Genomic DNA, 24,697 nt, shown 5'->3' on the forward strand with positions numbered 1-24,697 from the left:
ATAGTTTGTTATTGATAGCCTGGATTTTGTTTCAATGATGAAACGCCGTTTCTGGTACTTAAATCAATCTGGTTTTGTGGGATCGGGAAGTATTCGTTTCTGTTTTTAAGAAACTTTCCGCCGCTGACATCAGGTGTGATTTTGCTTTCGAAAGTCACATAAGCATTCAGTGTTTGCTCAGCAACCCCCCAGCGTGATAAGTCGAAGAAGCGGTGACCTTCCATGGCAAGCTCAATTTTGCGCTCAAAATAAATGGCTTTAAGCGCTCCGTCTTTACCCTTTGCAGCAAAAGCCCCCGCTGGATAGGCTGCAATTTTGTAGTTGCTGGCCGGTGTTTTTGTGTACCCGCCCATTGGTTTTGCAGGATCTGCATAGGTATAAACCCAGCTCTCTGGTTTGGCAGCGCGTGCACGCACCTTGTTTACATGTTCCTGTGCTTTTTCAAGACTTCCAGCCTGTGCTTCTGCTTCCGCCGCCATTAACAAAACATCGGCAAAACGGATAACCTGTACGTTGATCGCGGTTCCGGGAGCCCATGAGTGCTGATCAGAATATTTGTCCTGCGTTGCCTGATAGTACATATTTTTCTTTGGAGAATAGGGGCCCGCATAACCCTGGTCACGAATCCATGCCTGGCCCGGGTGATTTCCCCAGTCAAGGAACGGAATTCCGCGGCGTCCAACTGTCCAGTCAATACGAGGATCCAGCGCTACCGTGCCATCCGGCGTGTAAGCCGCATCAGACTTGATACCCATGTCATTCTTCACAGTTGAAGCATTGTAATTATCAACCAAAGGAAGGCCGTTTGCGTCAGTCTGGAAGGAATTGGCCAGGTCTAAGCTTGGCTGATAAAACCCGCAGCAACGAAAAGGAGAGTTGTACGGGAAATTCAGCATGCCTCCGGTGTTGGCGTTGTCGATCGTATTGGTTCCGTCATTGGCGGCCATCTGAATCGCAAAAACCGATTCTGCCATGTTTTTCTTGGCAGCATCAAAATTGTCCTGGTATTGCGGCATCAGGTCATATTTAAGCCCGTTGCTGGTAACACCAGCGTTGATTACCTGATCAAAAATTCCTTTGGCTTCCGTGAATTTTTTCTCATACAGATAAGTTTTGCCCAAATAAGCCGCAGCGGCCCATTTGTTTACCCTTCCGATCTCCGACTGTGTTGCCGGAAGATTGTCCATGGCAAATTTAAAATCGGCTTCAATATTTGGCCATATATCGGCATCATTCTTAACTGCTGAGGGATCCACGGTTGTTTCATCAACCCAGGGCACCATGTTGAACATCTTTTTCAGCTCTGAATAATAATGTCCGCGCAAGAAACGGGCCTCTGCGGTAAAGCTGCTTTTTTCCGCGTCCGTCATGCCGGATGTAACAAGCGGAATCAATTTAAGGACGGTATTAGTACGGTTGATGCCCTCGTAAGCGGCTTTCCACTTGCTATTGAAAAAGCCGTTGCTTGGTCCGGCACTGTAAATCATAATGGAGTTAATACCCGGCTGATCCGCGCCATCACTGCCTTTTTTAGCATCGCCACCGGCAATACTTCCATAGATCCAGTTGTCCGCAGCAGCGTCCCAGGCACTGGCTGCGCCTACGCCATTTCCGTCCAAAGCAGCATATGCGCCAATTAAGAGGTTATTTACACCTGCTTTTGTCGTCAGCTGAGCATCGCTCAATGCGCCCAATGCGGGTTTGTCTAAAAAGCTGTCCTGGCAAGCGTATGAAAGCAATCCGAAAGCAACAACCAGGGCTATTTTTGAAAATCTTAATTTTTTCATCTTTTTTCTGTTTAAGGATACAGTAATTAGAATGTCAGGTTCAAACCGATCAGGAATTGGCGTGTGTTAGGGTAAACACCTTCATCAAGGCCAAAAGCCGTGGAGCCGTTAACTTGGCTTTGTCCAACTTCAGGATCCGGACCGGAGTACTTAGTGATCGTAAACAGGTTAGCGGTTTGTACATAAACACGTAGTCTTTCGATTTTCAAGCTTTGTGTCAAACTTTTTGGTAATGTATAACCCAGCTGCGCGTTCTTCGCACGCAGGTAAGATCCTTTTTCTACATAGTAAGAGTTCGGCACGTTGGTAGTACTGAAAGAGCCTGTGTTTTCCTGAATCGGAGCAGTAGCGTTCATGTGATCGGGTCTCCATGAATCATACAACGCCGTATTGCTTTTTGCTCCCTGGAAGTTGGTGTAGAAGTCATTCCACCATTTCAGGTTGTTCCAGATTTCATTACCCTGTACACCGTAGAAGAAAATACCAAAATCGAAGTTTTTATAGTTACCTCCGATATTCAAGCCATAGCTGAATTTTGGACTAGGATTTCCAAGGAAAGTCCGGTCATCGGCGGTGATCATCCCATCACCATTGATGTCTGCATAACGGAAACGACCTACTTTTACTTCGTTTTGATACACGGCATTCGGATTGCCTGATTTTTCGATGGCACCTGTGTTAGCCTTATCAATTTCCTGTTGAGAATTCCAGAAGCCATCGATTTGATAACCAAAGAACTGGCCGATCGAATGACCAATTGCATTACGAATGATATTACTTCCATTAAATCTGCGGCCTTCCTGTTCAAAGTAAGTGGCACCGTCCGTGACTTTTTTTATCTCGTTGTTGTAAGTCGTCAAGGTAGCCGTTGCATTCAGCTTGAAATCCTTGGTAATATTCTTTTCAGCATAAATGGACATATCAATACCTTTATTTGACATTTTCCCAAGGTTCACAGCAGGTGGTGATCCCTGGCCGACAGTAGCGGCGAGGTCAGGAGAGAAAAGCAGGTCATTGATATTTTTTTGGTAGTAGTCAACGGTAAGCTCCACAGCACCGTTAAACAAGGTCGCATCGATACCGATGTTTGAGTTGATGTTACTCTCCCACTTAGCCTTCGGGTTCCCTACCCGGGTTCTCTGGAATCCTTGCACGGTGCTGTTTCCTGTTCCTTTGATATCATAGAAGGAATGACTTCTGTTTAATCCATAAGTCGTGAAGGCATTGGATGGGTTTACGTTAAACTGGTTTCCCATCACACCATAACCTCCGCGAATTTTCAAATCCGTGATCCATTCCACACCTTTCATGAAGTTTTCCTCTTTAATTCTCCATCCTGCACTGATAGCCGGGAACCAAGCAAACTGATTCGTAAAGCGGGAAGAACCATCACGACGGATGGTACCGCTTAGCAAGTAACGGTCTTTGAAATTGTAATCAATCCTTCCGATGTAAGAGAATAAGGCGTCAGCGTATTTGGCGCTGTAGTTGGTAGGTGTACCTGATCCCGTAGAAAGAATCGTATAGTTCGGGTCAAAAGAGAAATAGCTTTGCGAAGTACCACCCACTTCCCGTCCGGAGTTGCTGTATGCTTCAGTTCCCGCAAGTACCTTTATGGTATGTGTATCATTAAAGGTGTGTTCATAGGTTGCGGTGTTTGTCCAGGTCCAGTTGAAGCCCGTATTGGTGAATTCCGTGTAAGAGTTTGTCGTTGTATTTTCGGCATTCTCCCACTCCGGATAACTGAAAGAATTTCCTCTTTGTGAGTAATAGCTACCCCCAAAGTTGGAACGTACTACAAGATCCTTAAAGAGATCAACTTCGGCAAACATATTTCCAAATACGCTATTACCCAGTCCTTGGTTATTGCGCGCACGGTCACGAATGGCTACCGGGTTTTTAGCATTTCCCAAGCCACTTCCAAAAGAGCCCGCATAATTCCCCTGTACATCGTAAACCGGAATAATCGGCTGCATACGAAAGGCCATACCGATACCGCCGCCTTCTGTAAGAATATCTGTTCTTGGGTTATCAACCAGCGACAGTGCAATATTTTCACCTACGCGGATATGTTTGTTCACATTGTACAGGCTGTTGGCACGAACAGTATATCTTTTCAGATAGGTGTTCATCAGGTTTCCCTGTTGGTTGAAATGGTTGAACGAAAACATGTAACTTCCGCCTGTTCCGCCACCGCTAACCGAAAGGTTATGACTCTGGATCGGTGCATTACTGAATACTTCATGGAACCAGTCTGTACCTTGCTTGTTTGCTTTTACGATACGGTAAAAGGAATCCATATCGGCTTTGTCGGTATAGTTCGGGTTGACATAATATTTTGACATATCCACCGAGCCTTCTTTCATACCGGTCGGTACGATGTAATCAGGCAAAACCGGTGTAGCACCGTTTCCATATTGCGGATCATTAATCGTAACACCGGAGTTTTTAAGCGCAAGGAATTTTAAGTCAGCCATTCCCTGTGAGGATAGAATGTCATACACATTTCCCTTCTTAACCGTTTGCGTACCATAGTACATATCGTAGCTTATCTTCACTTTTCCGGTCCCGCGTTTGGTTGTAATCACCACCACACCATTCGAGGCACGCGAACCGTAAATCGACGCCGAACCTGCGTCTTTCAAAACCTGCATGGTCTCAACGTCATTCGGGTTAAGGTTGTTGATGTCTTGTGTTGGAACACCGTCGACCACGTAAAGAGGGGTGTTATTACCATAAGAATTAATACCACGGATACGAACCTGGGGTGCTTGCCCCGGTTGGCCGGATGTAAGGACGGTCACACCGGATGCACGTCCCTGCAACTGGTTAGTAAGGTTGGAGTTAGCCTGCTCGGTTAGCTCTGCTACTTTCACAACGGATACGGCACCCGTCAAATCCTTTTTTCTGGCCGTACCATAACCTACCACGACTACTTCACTCAACAGTTTTTCATCCGTTGTAAGTGTTACGTTTGCAGAAGACTGGCTTGCAGAAACTACAACATCTTTCGAAATGAAACCTACAAAGCTGAAAGTCAGCGTTACATTTCCTTCTGGTACATCGATTTTATAGTTTCCGTCCGCGCCGGTATTGGCTCCGCGCGAGGTTCCTTTAACTATAACCGAAACCCCGGGAAGACCTGAACCTCCGGCATCAGAAACAATTCCTGAAATGGTGCGGTCAATGGTCTGGTTTTTGAATTTCTGAGGTTCGAGATTCTCCGTTTCCAGCTTGATCCGTTTCAAAACAATTTGTTTTCCTGAAACTTCATAAGACAGATTAAGCGGATTCAGAATTATTTTCAATGCCTCACCCAGCTGCTGCTGCTGAAGATTGACGGATATTTTTCGCTCCGTTTTGATAAGACTTGAACTGTACAGGAATTTTACTTTTGCCTGTTCTTCGATCGTAGTCAGTACTTTACGTACATCCTGATTCTGCATTTGAATTGTAACACGGTTGTTCAACACCTCCTGCGCTTCGCTGACGCGTGCCATGGAAATGGTTGACAGCAGTGCTGCAATGATAAGCTGCGCACAACTGAATCTCATAATGATCTGCCAATGAGCATAGTTAGGATACATTTTTTTCATAACTTTACTTTAAGTTTTGTTTAACATGGAAAAATGGACAAAACAAATCCTCCATCCGTTGAAAGCGGATGACATTCGTGTTGGGGATGATGGATCAGGTTGGTGATGGTGCAAACATCATCAACCTTCTTTTTTTTAGTTAGGTCATAATACAGATTTGTAAAAAAGGGTTAATTGGTGAATATAAACTAAGGAATTAAAAGCACTGCTAATCCTGGTGACAGCCTCTGCCGCTAACGACTATGCGGGCGTCTACGACTTCAAATCTGGCCTCAATGCCTTTACAGATCAGGTCGATTTTTTCATAAAGATTTTCATTTGAGAAAGAAGCCGTCAGCAGACAGCCACCGAATAACGCTTCATCATACACGATATCAATTCCATAGGTTTGTTCCAGATTTGCGAAAACCTGCGAAACGGTGGCATCCTGAAATTTCAGCATGGGGGCGGGTAATACTGTGGACGGGATGATTTCAGGAAATTCCACCAGTGATTTTTTTATCCTGATCTCTTCTCTCGAAAACAAGACCTTTTGATTGGGTGTAATAATGACCCCGCCCAGCTGGGAATTCGTCCGGGTGCTTTCGGCGTCATGATCCATTCTGGTGTATACGGAGACTTTTCCGGTTTTTACCTCAACCTCTACCTGCTGATGATTGTCGAAAGATTTAATTAGGAAACTTGTTCCCAGTACTTTGGTAATCAATTCATTGGAGTATACAAAAAATGGAAGGTCGGGGTTTTTTGTGACACTGAAAAATGCCTGTCCGGAAAGATATACTTCCCGCCTGCCGTCTCTATTGAAATCTTTGCGGTAACTGATGCTGCTGTTCGGGTGCAGTAAAACGGTGCTGCTGTCTGGCAGTGTCACCAGGTGAGGCCGCGATGTGTTGTTTGTTTTTTCAGTCAAAGGTGCGTCAACTGCGGATATGAGTTCCTGATACGAGACGCAGGTATTTCTTTTGCTGCCCACAAGCCAGCCTACCAACAGAACAAGCATAGCAGCGGTGGCAAATGAAATTGCCATCCAGTGTGATAAAATCCGGGAAGGCCGGGAACCGGTTTTGTCTTTATTCTCGTGAATCGTGAAAAGTATGTTTTCTATTTTTTCATCAGAAGGGAAATTTAGCTCCATATCGGCTTTGAGTTGCAAAAGGATAGACTTTGCACCCGCAATTATCTCCGATTTTTCTGGATACCTGATTGAAAATTCATTCCAGAAGGTTTCATTTTCAGGGCCGGGATTATATACCCATTCTTTGAAATATGCATCTTCAAGAAAGTCGGTTACCTCGTATTGGTAGTAACGCATATAGATAGAACTATTCTGTGTAAAAATTAAACTTGTCCTTTATATAGCAAGAGGAACTATACGGATTGTTTAACTCACTTGGTTAGGATTATTTTAAAAAAAATAAAAATAATCCTGTGAATAGTGCGGAAATAGTCAGTTGACGCAGTTTTAAAACGGCTCGCTGGATTAGGTTTCGAACGGATTGTTCGTTGATGGTGAGGATTTCGGAGATCTCGGTATAGCTGAAATCCTGATAATACCGAAGCATAAGTACTTCGTACTGACGAACCGGCAGATTTTTCATCCAGACATTCAGTTCGTCTTTTTGTTTTTGAGAACTTTCCGCTTCAATGATTTCGTATTCTTTTGGAAGCGATACCGGATGGATGCACTCATCAATATGGTCCCAGCGCTGATTGAGATTGTGCGTTTCGCTGAGCGATTTATGAATCCGGCGGCGGAGCGAACGGAATAGATAAAACTTTGGAGATTCCACATCGGCCAGCCGGTTTCTGCTTTGCCAGAGATCAATAAATAGTTCCTGAACGATATCTTCTACGGCTTCTTCATCAGCAAGGATTTTTTTTCCATAACTGTAAAGTACCCGCACATACTTATGATAAAGTACCGTAAAGGCAGTTTCATCACCCTGCTTGAAGGCCAGCCATAGTACTTTGTCATCGTGATATGTAGCGCTTGGTATCAAATAGTTAGGTTATTTATTTCCTCAAAAGTATTAAAATTTATAAGAATAGCGCAATTTTAGTTCTGTTAGCTCCTGAATATTATCATTTTTCTGTCAGATATTGATAAATTAATACTAGTTACAAATTTTGACATTAATAAACTTATTTGTGCCTGACATTTTTACACCGGTAGGGTAGGAAAGTTTTTTTCGAGCCCAATCAGTTTTTTTGAGGGTATTGCTTTTCAGCATTATAGAAGGTAAACGGGTTTCCCAGTCCGGCATAAAATTAGCCTGATTCATAAAACCTTTTTAAAAATTCCCAAGAAAAATGTCGGTATCACCATCACGGTCGTAATCAGCCGCATCCATACAGATCCATCGGCCGGAATGATGTACCGGCACGGCGTGTGCGACGAAAGAAGGGAAGGGTTCATTTATTTCGTTCAAAATAAATGAACCCTTCGGAAGGCGTGTTTTTGAGGTCTGCAAAGAAAGCTATCGTAGCAAGGTCAGTATCTCTGTCGAGACCAAAGTCTTTGGCGATAACCTTCGTAGCACCATGAATAGGGGACAAAAAGCATTGTCAAATCTGAAATTACGGCCATTTAAATCACTCTTGTTAAGAGATGTACGGTCCGTGATACGGTTTTAAAATTCTGAAATGGTCGCTGTTGTCTCCTGCTGTATAAACAATATCCAACTTTTGATCATATCAACAAGTTGGATACTACTTAAGTCATAAACTGAGGGAAGGCGCATGATGTTTTCCGCCTTGAACCCTCTAGCTGATCAGAACGAGTACCCGATACCGATCAGGAAATTGCGGGGGGCGCCGGGAAATAAACGATTGTAGTCGAAGCCGCCAACCCAGTGGGTTTTGTTAAAGGCATTGTTCAGATTGAAAGCCAGCCGGAATTTATCAACGGTGTAATAAATCGCGGCGTCCAGTAAAGTGTATCCGGGCAGTTTAAGATTGTTCTTCGTGTCGTTGGTTGTTCTCTCCGTTACGAAATTACTGCCTACACCCACAGCAAGACCGGAAATTGCTTTTTGCGGGAATTTGTATTTTGCCCAGAAACCACCTTGTTTGCGGGGAGCATTCGGGAATATTTTTCCAACCTCAGCCTCATTCGTACTTTTTGTTATTTCTGCTTTGTTGAATGCGATGTTGGCCGTCAGGCTAAGTTCTGGCGTGATCTGACCATAGGCATCCAGTTCCAATCCGGTAGCGCGCTGTTGGCCTATCTGGCGAAGTAAATTCAGGTTGTCGGGAGCGCCTGCATTGACCAATACATTGTTTTGTTCAATACGATAAATCGCAAGGTTAACAGCCAGTCTTTTTTTGAAATATTCCATTTTGGCACCACCTTCAATCATATTGCTGATCAACGGGTCGAAAGGACCGCCATAAATTTCCGGTGCACCGATTGTCCCGGCAGATTGCGGCTGATATCCTTCGGTGTATGTCCCATACAAACTGACCCATTGCATCGGCGTGTAAACCAGGCCGACTCTCGGAATTAAAGCCTTTTGTTTAACTTTTTTCTCCGTTTTTAGCGTGTAATTCAGCATATCGGTATAGTGCTCCATGCGTAATCCCAGCAAACCATTCCATTTTCCAAACTTGAACTGCTCCTGAATGTAGACGCCATCGGCATAATACCTTGAAGGCGTAACCGCCGAGCTGATATTGTAATATCTTGAGATGTCGGTGATGTTGTAATCTGGGTTTTCAAGATTAAAAAAAGGAACGTTGGGTACCGGCATATTATCCTTGATCATATACAAGGATCGGTTTTTGGGGTCATAAGCCGCCGGTGTGCCGCTCTTTGTCAATACAACACCATTCCCGGCTGCATTAATAAATCCGCCGGCGTTGTAATTGGAGTTGCCAAGAGCGGTGTGAAACAGGATATGATCGTAACCAACCAAGAGTTTGTGTTCGAATTTTCCGGTGTTAAATGCCGAAATAAAATAGGCACTTACATTATCGGTATAATTTCTGGTCTGTCTTCTGATGGTCTGCATCTGCATGAGCGTCGGAATGGCTTTGCCGTCGGCATCCATGCCATAACCGTTGGAAGTGCGGTGTTCCATCAGATCTTCGTTGTACATAAACTTCATGTATGAGGCATTGAAGGATAGCCAATCTGTTAATTTTCTCGTCAATGAAAGCGTGGAATACATATTCAATTCCTTGATGTAATCACTTTTCTTGCCAAGCGCGAACGAGATAGGGGTGGAGTTAAGCTGTGTTCCGGCGGTTGCACCAAAGATCGGCTGCCCGCGATCGAGCTTCCCGACGGAACTCATAAAGACCAGATCGATGTTCGCATGGGTTTTTTCATCAGGAATAAAGGATATGGAAGGAGCCACGACAACATCCTGGCCACCTTGTAGAACACGGAAAGATTCAGCGTTCTGGTAAGCAAAGTTTAAGCGGTACAGGAGTGTTTTGGATTCATTCATCGGCCCGGTAAAGTCGGTGGCAAGTCGGTAGGTATTGTAGCTTCCCGTTGTAAAGTTGACCGACTTCCGGTTTTCATCCAAAGGCTTTTTGGTAACGATATTAACGGTTCCGCCCGGATCCGTGTTGGCGAACAACGCAGAGGCCGGACCCTTTATTACCTCTACACGCTCCACATGAGGAATAAGTGACTGATTCCATCCGCTGCTGCTCACGCGTAAACCGTTGATCATGGTGTTGCTGGCACGAAATCCACGTAATACGAAGTCATTGTTATTGTAAGAAAACTGGTTGACACCGCTGATGTTTTTCACCACATCGCTGTTTTTGAAGGCTTGCCTGTCGAGCATTACTTCCTTGGTTACATAACTAATGGCCTGCGGCACGTAACGCAAAGGCGTCTCGGTTTTGGTTCCCGAAAATGCATAGGAGTTCTTATAGGTTTGTTCTTTACGACCGGTAACTTCTACGGCCTGAAGTTGGGTTGTGGCCGCGCTGATCGTCAGATTAACTGTTAATGTTCTGTTCTCCTCAATGTTGATTTCCTTTTCAATCAAATCAAAGCCTACTGCTTTTACAACAAGGATGTGTTTTCCGGTGGGGACATTTTGGATACTGTACTTGCCTTGTTCATTGGTTATGGTACCAATCTGTGAATGTTTGATCAGAAGGCTGACAAAGGCTGCTGGTTCGTTTTTGGTCGTTTTTACGTTTCCCTGCAAGTTTGCAGCAGTTTGTTGGGCTGAGAGGTTCAGACAGTATAATAAGAGAAGTAATGAGAGTGAGTATTTTGCATTCATAAGCGGAAAGTGAGATTAATAATGAAAATATATTATTTATTAAGACTAATAATAAATAGTGAATCAAAAGTACTCTATTTGTATTTATATTAAATAAAAATTATAAACTTTTTCGAACAAGAGACTTCGCTCGGCGCGGTTATGGGCTTGATATGGCCTTGAATTTCAGGGTGACTGTCCGAGGAATATATTGGAGACGTGGAAATATATTACCGGTGACGGATGGAAATGCGCGGTAGTAAAATGGTGTATTCCGAAGGTATTATGGCACTAATCAGAACGGGCATTGGAACGTTAGTTTTGTTGAATTTTTGGGAGAAGTCTATAAGATTACTATTTATTGAAATAGTACAATAGGTTGCTGTCGGTGTCGCAAAAGTACTATTGTTCAATTTAAGTTACTTGTTGTATTTTTACTATAAACATAGGATAATTTTAATATTAACATAGGACTGTGATATGAACTTTTTAAGATGAAATCTTTCTTATTGACTTGTATTAAGATTGTTATCTACCTTTGAAATATCAAAAGCAACAAAAGCAAGGGCTTTTGGAAAATTAAAGAAGATTTCGATTATCAATTTAACTATATCTGTAAAGTACAATTCTTAACAGAAAGATTAAGCATCATAAAACATTAAAGACATCATGAAAAAAACAATCTTGGCAATCGCAGTTTTGGTGGGAGTATCAACTGCAAGTTTCTCATTCGCCGGCGAAAAAGTTAACAACACAAGCGCTGCTGCAATTGAATTGGTTTCTGCTAATGATCTTACATTCAGACTGAAACTTGACAGTGTTAAAGAAAGATCTTCTGTAACGATTAAGGACGAAAACGGAACAGTGCTTTACAGCTCTGCTATTCCTAAGTCTGAAAATTATTCAAAAGTATTTGACCTGTCTAACCTTTTGGATGGTAATTACACTTTCGTTATCAATAACGGAACGGAAATCACTGAAAAGCCTTTTGTAATTGCTACTGAAACAAAACGTTTGGTAACGGCTGTTAAATAAGCAAAGCAGGACGATTTAGATTACAATGCAAAAAGGAGAACGGCATAACGCTGTTCTCTTTTTTGTTGTTTCTATAAATTTTTATGGAATGAATTCCATGGCTACAATATCGTTCGTGCCGATGGCACTGGATCGTTTTGATCTTATTGAGGTGTTAAGGGTTGGTTTGGGGATACGTTGGTGCGGGCTATTGGGCTGTTGTTGCCTGATGATTGCGTCTCGTCTGTCCTTACTGAATGCCTGAGCCTATCTTGAGACTTCAAAAAAATGACCTGGCCATAACCTGAATAATCCACTGATAAATAAAACCATCCAAACGCAAAAAAAACAATACCGTAGGTATGACCGATCTTGTAACCATGGATTTCAATCCATGAAAAAAATGCCAAAGGCCATTAAATGCTTTGATCTTAGCTTACAGCTTAAAAATTACCCCAAAGTTCACATTGCCTTGCGCAAAAAAGAAATGCTGGGAAGCACGGTCATCCACGAAATGAGTGGTCAGGATATCGGGCATGTTGATGTAACCGCCCTTCATCTCACCCTGAATGAAGAAATGCTTAAAGAAGGTAACATTAAGCCCGGCAACGAGATTGGCCCCGTAACCGGCCACATGCCACTGGTCATTGCGCTCATAGTTTAACAGCGTTACGTCTGATTTTGGATAAAGCAATCCAATACCAACGCCTTGAATGAGATTAATGTCGATGTTTTTTATCTTTAATGAGCGCTGATCGAAAAGATTATCCATTCTTCTTAACTCAAGATTCAGATAATTCAGGCCGTTTGTATGCTCGAATTTCAGAAAATCGCCCGTCAGTTTTATTGGCTCATTGTTATAAGTTCCGTCGTAATCTGTGCCGGAACCAGCAATGTGCCCGCTGATATTAACCGTTTGATCTTGCTGCATTACATATTTCATGTGGTCGAAGCCGAATGAAATGCTGTATTTGGAATTTATAAAATATCCAATTCTGAAATTGTACTGCGGAATTGTCATTTTTGAAGGATTCAAATAGCGCAAAGTGAAAGGTGTCTGACGATCTTTCGCAATGACGCTCTTGAGTTTGAAGTCGTAGTCATTCCCCTTGAAACGGATATCGGAATGGGTATAGCCACTTTGGTTCCAACCCCATGAAATGAATATCTTTCCCTTGTTATTGTGCGGTTTTAAATAATCGTATGACTGCGAGAAGCCAGTAAGTGCCTGGATAGCAAATATGCTAACGAATAATAGTTTTCTCATGCTAAAATAGAAGAGGTATTATGCAAACGAATACATAGTTCTGACTTGCTATGTATCTCTTTATATATTTAAACTAGTCTTGTAATCGAATTTTAAATACTAAAGTTCAATCGCAAAGCAGTGATTTTTGAACACGTACAAATTTAAGTATTATTGGATTTATTTAATTGCAACGATGCGTTGCATTGCACCGGTTTAAGGGGAATAATCATATTTCTAATTTTTTTCTAATCGCTGGCGGGGGCAGTGCAATAGGGGATTTTAGAATTGTATATGGCCTAAATGAAAAAGCGCCGGAGAAAATTAATTTTCTCCGGCGCTTTTTAAAATTTTAAACGGAATATTGAGAATAAACCTAATAAGTCATTACTTTTTTCTGCTGACTGCTTTGGAATGCCAAGTCAATCACGCGGCAGGTTCTGAGAATTTCTTCCGGCTTAACGGCAAGTTCAGCGCCTTCCACGATTGCCTCGTAAACATTGTCATAAAATGGCATATAGTTTCCGGCTTCACTTTCTACAATACCCGTGAATTCAGGGCTCGACAAGGTGCCCCAGCGATTTTTGGGTTCGTGGCCCCAGGGTTCCTGGTTGGGAAGGATGTTCTGACGCAATGTTTCTTCCTGAACATCCAGTCCGCCTTTTATAAATGACCCGTTTGTACCATGCAAAGTGTAGCGCAGAGAGTTTTCGTAAACCATCAAGCTGGATTTTAGAATGACCAGCTTGTCGGCATAACCAAGCCTAACGTCGAAATAATCGTCGATTTCGCTGTTTGGTCTTACCGTGCGCACATCGGCCGTAACCGTTTCAGGTGTCCCGAACAAGACAAGCGCCTGATCCAGCAAGTGAGGCCCGAGATTATATAGATTGCCACCTACATCCACTTTCTTTTCCTTCCAGGATTCAGTCGGGACAACGGGACGGAAGCGGTCATAACGGCATTCGTATTCTACGATGTCGCCAAGTTTGCCTTCTGCCAGGAGTTTTTTGATCGTTAAAAAGTCGGAATCCCAACGACGGTTTTGATAGGCCGTTAGAATTAACCCTTTTTCTTTGGCGAGTGCCACCAATTGTTTTGCCTCCTCTTCGGTAGCCGAAAATGGTTTTTCAATAACCACATGTTTCCCGTTTTCCAATGCGTCCAGGGCATATTGAAAATGGGTGTCATTGGGCGTACATATAAATACAAGATCAATGGATTCGTCACTTAAAAGCTCATCGATTGAGCGTGCATTTTCAATTGCCGGATCAAATTCCTGCGCTTCATTCTTACTTCTTTCTACGGCAGTTTTTAATTTAAAACGTGGGTTGATGGAAAGGAATGGTGAGTGAAAATAGCGTCCCGAAAGTCCGAAACCAATAAGGCCGACGTTAAGAATTTTAGAAGACATATGATAAGGAATAGATAAATGATACATTTTGAACAGACCGAAGGAATGGTTCCTTTGGCTGATTAGCAGTTTGCAAAGTTAACTTTTACCAATACAGAGTCAAGAGTTATGGCGCATTACCAGGTTATAATTTTAGTGAAAAGCGGAACGCGCAGGATCCCAAACGCGTGACATTACGATGATGACGACATTTTACCGATGATCCACTGATAGATTTTGATAAATGAGACTTGCTGAGAGGACAAGCAGCCTAACGATTTCCGGAACGGAATCGCCATAAAACAAATAACGCCGACAATACGATTGAACGGCGCTAGTGTGTATAGTTTGCTGAATGCGTTGGGGATAAATTGTACTTTTATCGGGTATAAGGTTTTCTGAAATTATTTAATTCATGACCTCCATGCGTACAAGCTTGATATGTCTGCGTGCGACCGGGATCTTTTTTTGATTGATTAGTAACACGACAAAGGCATCGTTTTCGTAAAAACAGTCGATGATCACCGCCCGGTTTACCAGGTATGACCTGTGTAAACGAAGGAACTGGTGTGTCGGATTTAACAGTTTTTCGAATGCCTGCAATGTTTTTGAGCTTACCCAGAATTTTCCGCTAAGTCCGTGAATGATAGAATAGTTTCTTGCCGCCTCAATGTGTTCGACATGGTCAATTGGCACATGTTCCAGCTTTCCATTGTTTCTCAGCGGTATTTTTTGCGTATTGTCAATTGCCTTGGCAAAACTTGAAATTTTCCGTGCCGAGTCCATATTTCATTGGAGTTTTGATGAGAGAAGGGTTACACTCCATGGCTGCAATGTTAAGGCTATCGTTTTTTTTCGGCAACCCCCATTTTTAGGGGGTTTGTTTCTCTGGATACTCTTCGTAGTATTGTCAACTCATTAATTGCTAAGCATTCACCCCAGATGTCAATCCGTATACTCATTGCAGAAGATCACACTTTGGTAGCTCAGGGCTATGAAAAGCTTTTTGAAGGCCGGGAGGATATTGAAGTTGTCGGATTTGCAGAGACTTTCCACGAAGTCGTTTTTAAACTTCAGGCCGCTCTTGCGGATGTGCTTTTGCTGGATCTGAGCATGCCGGAAACACGCAATAGCCAGTCGCTGCGACTGGCCGGTTTTGATATTCTTGAATTTATTAAAAGCCACTCGATCAATATTAAGAAGCTGGTGGTGTCGAATCACCGGGACTACGAACTGGTTAAGAAAGCCATTACCCTTGGTGCCGACGGATATGTTTTAAAAAGCGCGGATTACAAAGAAGTGATATTGGCCATCCAGAAAATTCAGGAAGGGCAGAGATATCTTCAGAAAGAGGTGGAGATGATATTGAATGAAAAAAGAAGGGATGAAAATTGTCTGGGAGCCGGTGGCGTGCTGCTGACTCCAAGGGAAAAGGAGATCCTTCGGCTGTTGGGAGAAGGCTTGTCAACAGAAGATATGATGAAGGTTCTGACACTCAAAAAGGATACGATTAACGAGTACCGGCAGAATCTCATCCGCAAATTTAATGCACGTAATGCGGCTCATCTCGTCAAACTCGCTTTTGAAATGAATTTTTTTAGCTAATGGTTGTATCTTTAAGTGACGCTACCTCTACTTGAATGATAAAATACATTACGCTGTTTGTGCTGGTCTTTTTTGTTTCTGAATTGAAAAGTCAGGATTTAGTATCGATAAAGCCTGATTTTAAATCTATTGTATTCAGTCGGCATATTCAATATTTTATAGACTCAACAGATTCCTTCGGGTTAAGGCAGGTTATGCTTCGTAAAGACTGGAAGTTATTTGTGGGAAGCAGTCCTAATTTTGGCATAAATGGACTTCCGCACTGGTTGCGCTTATCGATTCGGAATGATGGCAAGGAAGTCAAAACACTTACTTTGCTTACGAAAGGACTCGATTCTCTTCAGGCTTATCTGACCCAGGGCGACTCACTTGTAAAAACTTTTCCCGTCACAGGAAGTCACATTCCATTGCGTTACCGGGAAAGTTCCAGTGGCTATCTCACGTTAACTTTTGATGTGCTGCCGGGGCAAAAGTATATGCTTTGGACGCGGATCAGGAATCTCAATTTCCGCCTTACAGCATCTCCCTTCGTACTTTATGAGAAATCGGAGGCAAGACAGTATTTGAAGCAAAAGCAGATTTTTCAGAGCCTGTACATTGGTGGTATGTGTATTATGCTGTTGTTCAGCATCGTGCTTTTGTGCCTTTTTCGGGACTGGCTCTATGCCTATTATTTTGGCTGTGTGTTATGTTCGGTGTCGTTGATGCTGCTGTACAATGACTATACATTTTTGCTTTTTGATGAGTTGCCCCAAATTATTTTGCGAAAGGATGCCTATGGCATCATCTGTTCGCTGATACCTTGTCTGTATGTGCTCTTTGCCGAAAAGTATCTCCGGATTTCGCCGGTCAGGCTGACTTTCTTACCGATGGTTGCCCGGGGAATTATTTTGCTTCAGTTTATTCCGTTTGGCTATGTGTATTACAACGGGTTTGCTCTGTTTCATTTGCGGGGCTTTTTTTATATCCCTATGCTGATTTTGTGCATTATTCCAATCATTTATCTTTATCAGAGTATTCGGAAAGATTACAGGCCGGCCTGGCTTTTTTTGCTCGCAACGGTCCCGATTTTGCTCATGGTGCTGCTGGAAACCTCTTCGGATCTTCATGAAATTCCGGTACAGGAAATGCATGAATATTATTATTACGCCACGCTTTTTGAAATGTTCGCGCTGACGTTCGGACTGGCCTATCGCTTCAAGCTGGATTTTGACCAGAGGAGGCTTTTGCAAAGGGAAATTTTACTTACTCAAATTACCGCGCAGGAAAGGGAACGCATGGACATTGCAGCCGATCTTCATGATGTGATCGGCTCACAGCTTTCGGCAGCCAAGCTGAACATTGAGTACATTCAGGAACAGTATGCCACCGATTCTGATAAGGCCCGGTGGGCGCCGGTTTATAAAATATTAAATACTTTGAGTGAAAATATCAGCAGCATTGCGGTTAAAATGCGCAATTCTTCGCTGGATCAATTGGGCCTGGCAGGAATTTTAGAGCAAATGTATGGGCATATTAAAACACCGGTTTTTCATTTCGATTTTATAGGTATGCAAAAACGGATACCGGCTGATGCGGAAAGGGTGTTGTATGTCGTAATTATTGAAGCGCTTAATAATTGTATCAAACATTCGGAAGCCACGGAGATTAATATCCAGCTCGTGAAAGAAAAAAAACTGCTCACGGTAATCATTGAAGACAATGGAATAGGTTTCGATCTGGCTCGTATCAAAAGAGGGCAGGGGCTGAGGAATCTGGAAATCCGGGTCAGGGACTATTTTCAGGGAGATTTACTGATTGATAGTCAGCCCGGAAGCGGCACGGTTATCATTATTAAGGTCGCACTGAAAGACGAAACTTAAATTTTGCAGCTTCCGGGTTTGTTGAACAATGGCAATCAAGCTTGTTGCCACAATTCTTTCACTCTTTGTAAATCTCTTTTCATCGCGTCAAACACGACCTTGGGCGCAACGGTTATTTTGTCGGCGCCCTGGTCTGCTCCGCCAAGCGGATATTCAAGATGCAGGCATATCGGTACCTGGATGTTATGATCTTTTAATAATTTGAAATAGGTTTTAAAATCCACCATGCCTTCGCCCAGCGGCATACTTTTAGGAGCCCATTTTCCACTGCTTTTATCCCACATAAAGTCTTTCAGAACGATCGTCCTGATATGGGACTCGATCAGATTAAAGCCAGTCTGCCAGGAAAGTCCGCCTTCCAGCGTTGCATGGCGGATATCGTATTGTGCGCCCATGTGTTTGGCGTCTGCTTTTTGTAATATCTCCCAAATTTCAAACATGGAAGCCCCGACCATTCTCCCTGCATGATTCTGATAACATCCGGTCAGACCAAGTTTTTTATTCAATTGGCTTAAACCTGCCATTTTATCACGGTATTCGCTCAGTGATTGCGGGATGGTTTTCTGCTCATTGTATTTATACCAGTTCATCCGGTAATACTTTATTCCCTGGGTCGCGGCCGTTTCCAGTACTTTTTTGTCGAGCGGGTTATTGGCATCCTCCACGGCCGTACACATCATTAAGGGGGCAAAACCCACTTTTTTCATCGCTTCAACGGCCAGTGGCAGGTCGTTTTCTACGCGCTCGGGCAACACGTGCCCTTTGGGGCGGACGGTCAGATCAATCCCGTCAAAACCTATTTCTTTGGCGGCCTCTGCCATATCCTTGTAGTTCAGGAATTGCAAATGCTTTGAAAAAATATTGATTTTAGGGACATCGGCAACCCTGCCCGGTTGGCTGGAAAAAGCCTCATGGGTCAACAAAGGGATAGCGCTGCCTGCAAGTGCTGCATTGATCAGGAATTTTCGACGGGATAGTTCAGCTGGTATCATTTATTTTTAAGCGTTTATCCGAAAGGTGATGGGAAAAGGAACAGGAATTAATATTGAGTAAAGGACGAAAAAGTGAGGTTACTACCCGCGATTGTAATGATATTTCATAAATTAAGACGTTGAATATTTACGATCCGGTGACAACAAATTCACGTACTGTGACAGATGTACGTGCAGTGCGTAAGGGCTGACCATCGTTTTCCTGCAATGCCTGAAAGAATTGTCGGCTACAAAATGCAATTAGTGTATTTAAATTATGGTATTTTTGTCACATGAATACTTTGCCTGCTATAATCCGTTTTCAAGAATTGTCGGAATTAGATACTGTTGCGGCTTCCTTGCTACGGATCGGGGAAAATGTCCCTGTTTGGTTGTTTAGTGGTTCCATGGGAGTCGGGAAAACCACGCTGATCAAGAAATTGTGTGAACTGCTTGGTGTTAAATCGATCGTTCAAAGCCCGACATTCTCGCTCGTAAATGAGTATATCACCCAAAAAGGCGTACTGGTTTATCATTTTGACTTCTATCGGATCCGGAGTGAGATCGAAGCGCTGGATATTGGTATCGAAGAATATTTTGATTCCGGTGGATTTTGTTTTGTAGAATGGCCGGAGAAAATCGAGTCCTTATGGCCTTATCCGCATCTGTTGATCACCATGGATATGGATGAAGACGGACACCGGGTTTTGGTCGTGACAGAAGAAAGACAATAGCGTTGATCCCGAAATAATTACACGCATCTCTCATTAATCTTAATATTTTACCTAGTCCATGGCACAGCCTCAAATCACTGGTTTTGAAGAATTGGCTAAACAGTCGGTGCTCTATCCGCAGGAATCGTTACTGGCTACCCGGAAAAATCAGAATTCCTTAAATATTGGTCTGCCACGGGAAATTTCTTTACAGGAAAACCGGATCGCGCTTACACCGGACGCCGTGAGTATTTTGGTTAGAAACGGGCATGAGGTATGGGTTGAAAAAAATGCAGGAAAAGGAGCTAATTTTTCGGACCATGAGTACAGTGAAGCCGGCGCCAAAATTGTGCAGAGTCCGGAGGAAGTATACCAGGCCAATCTGATCTTGAAAGTGGAGCCATTGGTTGAAGAAGAATTCAATTTCATCAAAGCGGGTACGACGGTTATTTCGGCCTTGAACCTGCCGTCGCTGGAAAAGAAGTATTTTGAAAAGCTCAACCAGTCGAAAATTACCGGCATCGGTTATGAGCTCGTCGAAGATCAGGTGGGCGGGAAACCCATCATCCGGGCTATGGGCGAAATTGCCGGGAGTACAGTGCTGCTGATCGCGGCAGAATATCTTTCCAGCCCGAGTGGAGGACGGGGAATAATACTGGGCGGGATTACCGGTGTGCCGCCAACAAAGATTGTGATCCTTGGCGCTGGAACGGTTGCGGAATATGCCACACGTGCCGCCATCGGATTTGGGGCTGATGTTAAAATTTTCGACAAACATATCTATCGTTTACAAAGACTAAAATATTCTATCGGGCAAAATCTTTACACTTCTATAATTGACTCGGATACTTTGGCGGAGGCTATCAGCCGGGCCGATGTGGTTATTGGAACCATGCGTGCTGAAAATGGCACGAGCCCGATGGTTGTTACGAAGGATATGGTGTCTCAAATGAAGGCTGGTTCGGTCATTATTGATGTAAGTATCGATCAGGGCGGCTCTTTTGAAACCTCTAAAATGACAACGCATAAAAATCCGATTTTTAAATACAGCGACGTTATTCACTATTGTGTACCAAACATTCCGTCGCGGGTGGCCAATACGGCAAGTACCGCTTTAAGTAATGTATTTTTACCTTTTTTACTGCAAACGGGAACAATTGGTGGGATCGAGGAAATGATTTATGCCAATCGTTGGTTTATGAAAGGAGTGTACTGTCACAAAGGAACGCTGACAAACTCTCACATCGCCCGCAGTTTTAACATGCGTTATAAAGATTTGACGCTGTTGCTGGCTGCGAGAATGTGATTTTGACTTCGGCTGTCGGCGATTGGCTTTCAGCTTGGAGTTTACTAAAATGGAGACAGTTTACCAGGACTAATTAATAATTAAAAAAGGCCGGGAGCCAAGGCTGATTGCCGACCGCCGACTGCCGAAAGCCATAATATGATTAACAATAGCAATGAAAATTCTCTGATGGACGACGCCAATTCACCCGAGTTGAACCGTAAGCTGATGGGAATGGTATCACAGGATTTTGTCCGCGTGTCGGATCAGTTAAAGGATGCATCGTATCAGATCAGGAAACGTGGGTTTTCTGATAATCCGATTTTTGTCATTACAAATGAAGAAATGGATCTGGGGGTTTTACTGATCGGATCCACAGAATTGACCAACCGTTATAACTACCGCGCATCCTATATGCAGGAATTTGTAGACCGCAAACTGATCGGAGAGGAATCGGTTTTACTCTTTACGGAAAACTACAAAAATCCGGAGGAATACTGCTGCCTGTTTGCATTAATTGGCGATTTTTCAGGATTCATTTTCGTGCCATATCCCGAGGATAACTAGTTTTTTTATGTAACCGGGGTAAAAATTTTATTAAAACGGGTGTCATTTTAAAAATGACACCCGTTTTTTTATCCTCCTGATTTTCAATGTATTATATTTTTTAAAAAATATGCTAAATTGATTTAGCCTTGATGGTCACATTTCATTGATTTTGAAATAGTTATTAAAAAATAATAATAAGCAATTAGGAGACTATTTAAAATTATTTAATTAGAAATTATATTAGGATATTTGTGAAAAAAGCTGATTTGCATCGCTATAATTTTGCAGATTGAAACGGTAACCTATTCTTTATTTTTTAAAAATGATTTTCCTATGAAAGAAAAATTACTTAAAACCTATTCCAGGGTTTTTATCCTACTAGGTCTTTTCCTTATTATGTCACCCGTTTTCGCGCAAGACAAAACGGTGTCGGGTAAGGTACTGGACGAAAATGGTGCGGGATTGCCAGGGGCCTCGATAACAATAAAGGGGACAAATTCCGGAACCAATGCAGATGCTAACGGTGACTTTACACTTGCCGGTGTAAAAAGCAGTTCTATTCTGGTTATTTCCTCTATCGGTTATGCGAGACAAGAAATAACAGCTGGCAATCAATCTGACTTCGCGATTAAAATGGTTCCTGATGTTGCAAACTTACAGGAGGTCGTTGTAACTGCTTTGGGTATTTCTAAAGATGCCAGGAAACTGGGATATTCGGTGACGACCATTGGCGGCGACTTGATGACAAAGGCCCGCGAAACCAACATTGGTAATTCTTTGGCAGGACGTGTTGCAGGTTTGAATGTAAAAGGTACAAGCGGTGGACCAGGTGGTACTGCCAAAATACTGATGAGAGGTATGCCGAGTATGAACTCTGCCGGATCGCCGTTAATTGTTATCAATGGTGTACCAATGGATAACACGCAACGTGGATCAGCAGGTGAATGGGGTGGAGCCGATGGTGGTGATGGTCTTGGAAACCTGAACCCTGATGATGTTGAAACGATGACTGTTTTGAAAGGACAGGCCGCATCTGCACTTTTTGGTGCACGTGCTTCGAATGGGGTTATCCTTATTAAAACCAAAGCAGGCAAAAAAGGGGATTTCTCCATTGACTACAACATGAATTATTCGATGGATACGCCAAGAGATATGACGGATTTCCAATACGTATATGGCCAGGGAGTTGGCGGTCAGAAGCCTTTGACGGCTGCCGCGGCGCAAATTTCTGCAAGAAAGAGCTGGGGAGCCCCACTTGACGGAAGTCAGGTGATTCAGTTTGACGGTAAAAACTATGCTTATTCTGCTCAAAAGGATAATGTGAAGAATTTTTACAGAATGGGATCAAATTTCACAAATACATTGGCGGTTACCAAAGGTGGTGAAAATGGCTCTTTCCGTCTTTCAGCTTCTAATCTTGATACCAAGTCAATTATCGAAAATAGCGACCTGGGAAGAAAAACTTTTAACCTTACTGCTGATCAGAATATTACCAAAAAGCTTAGCATTAATGTAATGGGTAATTATGTTATTGAGAATGTTAAAAACAAACCAATTCTTAGTGACGGCCCAATGAACGCAAACAATGGTATGTTCCTTGCTTCGAACATTGATCAAAGAATTTTGGCTCCTGGTTTTGACCCGGTTACGGGAAAAGAAATTGTTTTTAGCGATGATGAGTATGTGACAAACCCTTATTTTGTTACAAGCAAGTTTGTCAACAATGTTGATCGTAAGCGATTGATATCAGCACTTTCCACTAAGTATCAATTTACCAGCTGGTTGTATGCCCAGGCAAGATTGGGTTACGATAATGCCAACGACCGTATCTTTAAAGTTACGCCATGGGGAACCGGATATTCGAATGGCGGAAAGGGCGGATTGGATGAGTTATCCAATGCTCAGCGTACGGAATTGAACGTAGACGGATTGGTTGGATTTAATAAGGCATTCAATAACGACGAATTTACAGTAGATGCGATCGTTGGGGCAAACTTGAGAAAGAACCGTTACGAAAAAGTTCAGGTAGGAGGTTCTCCTTTTGTTCTTCCCTATCTGTACAGCTTTAACAACGTTGTTAATTTCAACAGAGATTATCAGGTTGCTAATTCAGAAGTACAATCGGCATACTACAGTGTAGATTTGGGATATAAAGGGATATTGAACTTATCGACGACAGGTCGTTATGATACCTATTCAACTTTGCCAGGTTCGGCGCGTAGCATATTCACGCCTTCGGTTACCGGTTCCTTTGTATTTAACGATATCATTAATGTTCCAAGTTTATCATTCGGTAAAGTTCGTGCATCTTATGCACGCACCAGCGGAGAGCCGTCAAAACCATACGGAACTGCTATTTATTATGGTGTTGGCAATTCGATCAATGTGCCGGGATACCCAACAGGTGTACCTACCGGGAATTTTAGCGATGAGCTTCCAAATTTGTTCCTTAAACCGTTCACGAAAAGCGAAGTGGAATTTGGTTTAGAAATGAAGTTTTTCGGGAATCGTCTTGGTCTTGATCTTGCTTACTATACCCAGAAAACAAAAAATGAAATTATGCCAGCCAATTACAGTAGCGCAACAGGTTACGTGAAAGGTGTGGTTGGGTCAGGTTCTGTACAAAATAAAGGCTTGGAGGTTTTGATTACAGGATCACCTGTTAAAAGATCTAAATTAGGCTGGAATGTATCGTTGAACCTTACCTCGGTTAAAAATAAAATTCTACAGACAGACGCAGATAACAATCCAATCACGCTGGGATCTAACAGAGCAACGCTTGGAAATGCGGTTACTGCATTCGTAGTGGGTAAAGCTGGTCCTCAGTTAAGAGCGTATGATTACAAATATGCAGCCAACGGGCAGATTGTTGTAGACCAGTCCGGACTTCCGGTTAGAGGGGATCTTCTTGATTTAGGAACGGTCTTACCAACTTTGTACGGTGGTTTGAACAACGAATTCAATGTAGGGGATCTTAATTTCTCTTTCCTGATTGACTACAACTATGGTAATAAAATATTGTCAGCGACTGAGAATTATGCTTATAGAAGAGGTTTACATAAGGAAACACTTGTTGGAAGAGATGGAATTACTACCGGCGTTTCCGAAGCGGGAGTAGCCAATACGGTAAAAGCATCAGCGGAAGACTATTATACGGCGCTCGCTAATAACGTCACTAAAATAAGTGCGGTAGACGGAGACTATATCAAGCTTCGTCAGGTGACAATTGGGTATAACATTCCTACAAAATTGATTGCGAAGTGGCCTTTAATTCGTGCAGTTAATATTTCTCTGGTATCGAGAAACCTATTTTACATCATGAAAAAGACTAAAAACATTGATCCGGAAGCATCTTTTGGGGCAAATCTAACCTATTCGGGTATAGAAGGAACAAGCCTTCCATCGACACGTAACTATGGTATCAATGTAAACTTCAAGTTTAAATGAG

17 protein-coding genes are annotated in these 24,697 nt (G+C 42.8%); 8 read left to right on the forward strand and 9 right to left on the reverse strand.

Features of this window, described 5'->3' with window-relative positions; genetic code table 11:
* Positions 1 to 8: 8 nt before the first annotated feature.
* The 5 genes from RB622_RS24760 to RB622_RS24780 form a co-directional block, all read right to left on the reverse strand.
* The gene (locus RB622_RS24760) at positions 9 to 1,787 is read right to left on the reverse strand and encodes a RagB/SusD family nutrient uptake outer membrane protein (RefSeq protein ID WP_308049430.1); all 1,779 of its coding nucleotides are present in this window, start codon (positions 1,785 to 1,787) and stop codon (positions 9 to 11) included.
* 26 nt (positions 1,788 to 1,813) lie between these two features.
* A complete protein-coding gene (locus RB622_RS24765) occupies positions 1,814 to 5,383 on the reverse strand; it encodes a TonB-dependent receptor (protein WP_308049431.1) in 3,570 nt (1,189 codons plus the stop codon).
* Positions 5,384 to 5,591: 208 nt separating this feature from the next.
* Positions 5,592 to 6,695 carry a FecR family protein gene (locus tag RB622_RS24770; protein WP_308049433.1) on the reverse strand — a complete coding sequence of 368 codons (1,104 nt, stop codon included), beginning with the start codon at positions 6,693 to 6,695 and terminating at the stop codon, positions 5,592 to 5,594.
* Positions 6,696 to 6,783: 88 nt separating this feature from the next.
* Entirely contained in the window at positions 6,784 to 7,383 is a 600-nt protein-coding gene (locus tag RB622_RS24775; RefSeq protein WP_308049434.1) for a sigma-70 family RNA polymerase sigma factor, read from the reverse strand.
* Positions 7,384 to 8,154: 771 nt separating this feature from the next.
* Entirely contained in the window at positions 8,155 to 10,632 is a 2,478-nt protein-coding gene (locus RB622_RS24780; RefSeq protein ID WP_308049435.1) for a TonB-dependent receptor, read from the reverse strand.
* 648 nt (positions 10,633 to 11,280) lie between these two features.
* Between RB622_RS24780 and RB622_RS24785 the strand changes: the two genes are divergently transcribed.
* Positions 11,281 to 11,646 carry a DUF3244 domain-containing protein gene (locus RB622_RS24785; protein WP_308049436.1) on the forward strand — a complete coding sequence of 122 codons (366 nt, stop codon included), beginning with the start codon at positions 11,281 to 11,283 and terminating at the stop codon, positions 11,644 to 11,646.
* A 97-nt stretch (positions 11,647 to 11,743) separates the two neighbouring features.
* Positions 11,744 to 11,890 (forward strand): hypothetical protein, encoded by a 147-nt coding sequence (locus tag RB622_RS24790; RefSeq protein ID WP_308049437.1) that lies wholly within the window; start codon positions 11,744 to 11,746, stop codon positions 11,888 to 11,890.
* A 171-nt stretch (positions 11,891 to 12,061) separates the two neighbouring features.
* Here RB622_RS24790 and RB622_RS24795 read toward each other — a convergent pair whose 3' ends face one another.
* The 3 genes from RB622_RS24795 to RB622_RS24805 all read right to left on the reverse strand — a co-directional run bounded on the left by RB622_RS24795 (position 12,062) and on the right by RB622_RS24805 (position 15,050).
* The gene (locus RB622_RS24795; RefSeq protein ID WP_308049438.1) at positions 12,062 to 12,892 is read right to left on the reverse strand and encodes a hypothetical protein; all 831 of its coding nucleotides are present in this window, start codon (positions 12,890 to 12,892) and stop codon (positions 12,062 to 12,064) included.
* Between the two features lie 355 nt (positions 12,893 to 13,247).
* Positions 13,248 to 14,285 carry a Gfo/Idh/MocA family oxidoreductase gene (locus RB622_RS24800; RefSeq protein ID WP_308049439.1) on the reverse strand — a complete coding sequence of 346 codons (1,038 nt, stop codon included), beginning with the start codon at positions 14,283 to 14,285 and terminating at the stop codon, positions 13,248 to 13,250.
* A gap of 387 nt (positions 14,286 to 14,672) precedes the next feature.
* Complete coding sequence (locus RB622_RS24805; RefSeq protein WP_308049440.1) at positions 14,673 to 15,050, reverse strand: LytTR family DNA-binding domain-containing protein; 378 nt, start codon at positions 15,048 to 15,050, stop codon at positions 14,673 to 14,675.
* A 156-nt stretch (positions 15,051 to 15,206) separates the two neighbouring features.
* Here RB622_RS24805 and RB622_RS24810 point away from each other — a divergent pair, with 156 nt between their 5' ends.
* On the forward strand, positions 15,207 to 15,869 hold the full coding sequence (locus tag RB622_RS24810; protein WP_308049441.1) for a response regulator transcription factor: 663 nt from the start codon (positions 15,207 to 15,209) through the stop codon (positions 15,867 to 15,869).
* Between the two features lie 35 nt (positions 15,870 to 15,904).
* Positions 15,905 to 17,731: a 7TM diverse intracellular signaling domain-containing protein gene (locus tag RB622_RS24815; protein ID WP_308049442.1), complete on the forward strand. Its 1,827-nt coding sequence runs from the start codon at positions 15,905 to 15,907 to the stop codon at positions 17,729 to 17,731.
* A 35-nt stretch (positions 17,732 to 17,766) separates the two neighbouring features.
* Here the strand turns inward: RB622_RS24815 and RB622_RS24820 are convergent, their stop codons facing one another.
* Positions 17,767 to 18,723: a TIM barrel protein gene (locus tag RB622_RS24820; RefSeq protein WP_308049443.1), complete on the reverse strand. Its 957-nt coding sequence runs from the start codon at positions 18,721 to 18,723 to the stop codon at positions 17,767 to 17,769.
* A gap of 308 nt (positions 18,724 to 19,031) precedes the next feature.
* On the opposite strand from RB622_RS24820, the gene tsaE reads away from it, so the two are divergent.
* The 4 genes from tsaE (at position 19,032) to RB622_RS24840 (ending at position 24,696) form a co-directional block, all read left to right on the forward strand.
* Complete coding sequence (tsaE, locus tag RB622_RS24825) at positions 19,032 to 19,436, forward strand: tRNA (adenosine(37)-N6)-threonylcarbamoyltransferase complex ATPase subunit type 1 TsaE (RefSeq protein ID WP_308049444.1); 405 nt, start codon at positions 19,032 to 19,034, stop codon at positions 19,434 to 19,436.
* A 58-nt stretch (positions 19,437 to 19,494) separates the two neighbouring features.
* Positions 19,495 to 20,721, forward strand: coding sequence for an alanine dehydrogenase (locus tag RB622_RS24830; RefSeq protein WP_308049445.1), 1,227 nt, complete (start codon positions 19,495 to 19,497; stop codon positions 20,719 to 20,721).
* Between the two features lie 138 nt (positions 20,722 to 20,859).
* A complete protein-coding gene (locus RB622_RS24835; RefSeq protein WP_308049446.1) occupies positions 20,860 to 21,267 on the forward strand; it encodes a hypothetical protein in 408 nt (135 codons plus the stop codon).
* A 315-nt stretch (positions 21,268 to 21,582) separates the two neighbouring features.
* Entirely contained in the window at positions 21,583 to 24,696 is a 3,114-nt protein-coding gene (locus RB622_RS24840; RefSeq protein ID WP_308049447.1) for a SusC/RagA family TonB-linked outer membrane protein, read from the forward strand.
* Position 24,697: the final 1 nt, after the last annotated feature.

The organism is Dyadobacter sp. LHD-138, from assembly GCF_030929615.1.
In the GTDB taxonomy this organism is placed as follows: Bacteria; Bacteroidota; Bacteroidia; order Cytophagales; family Spirosomataceae; genus Dyadobacter.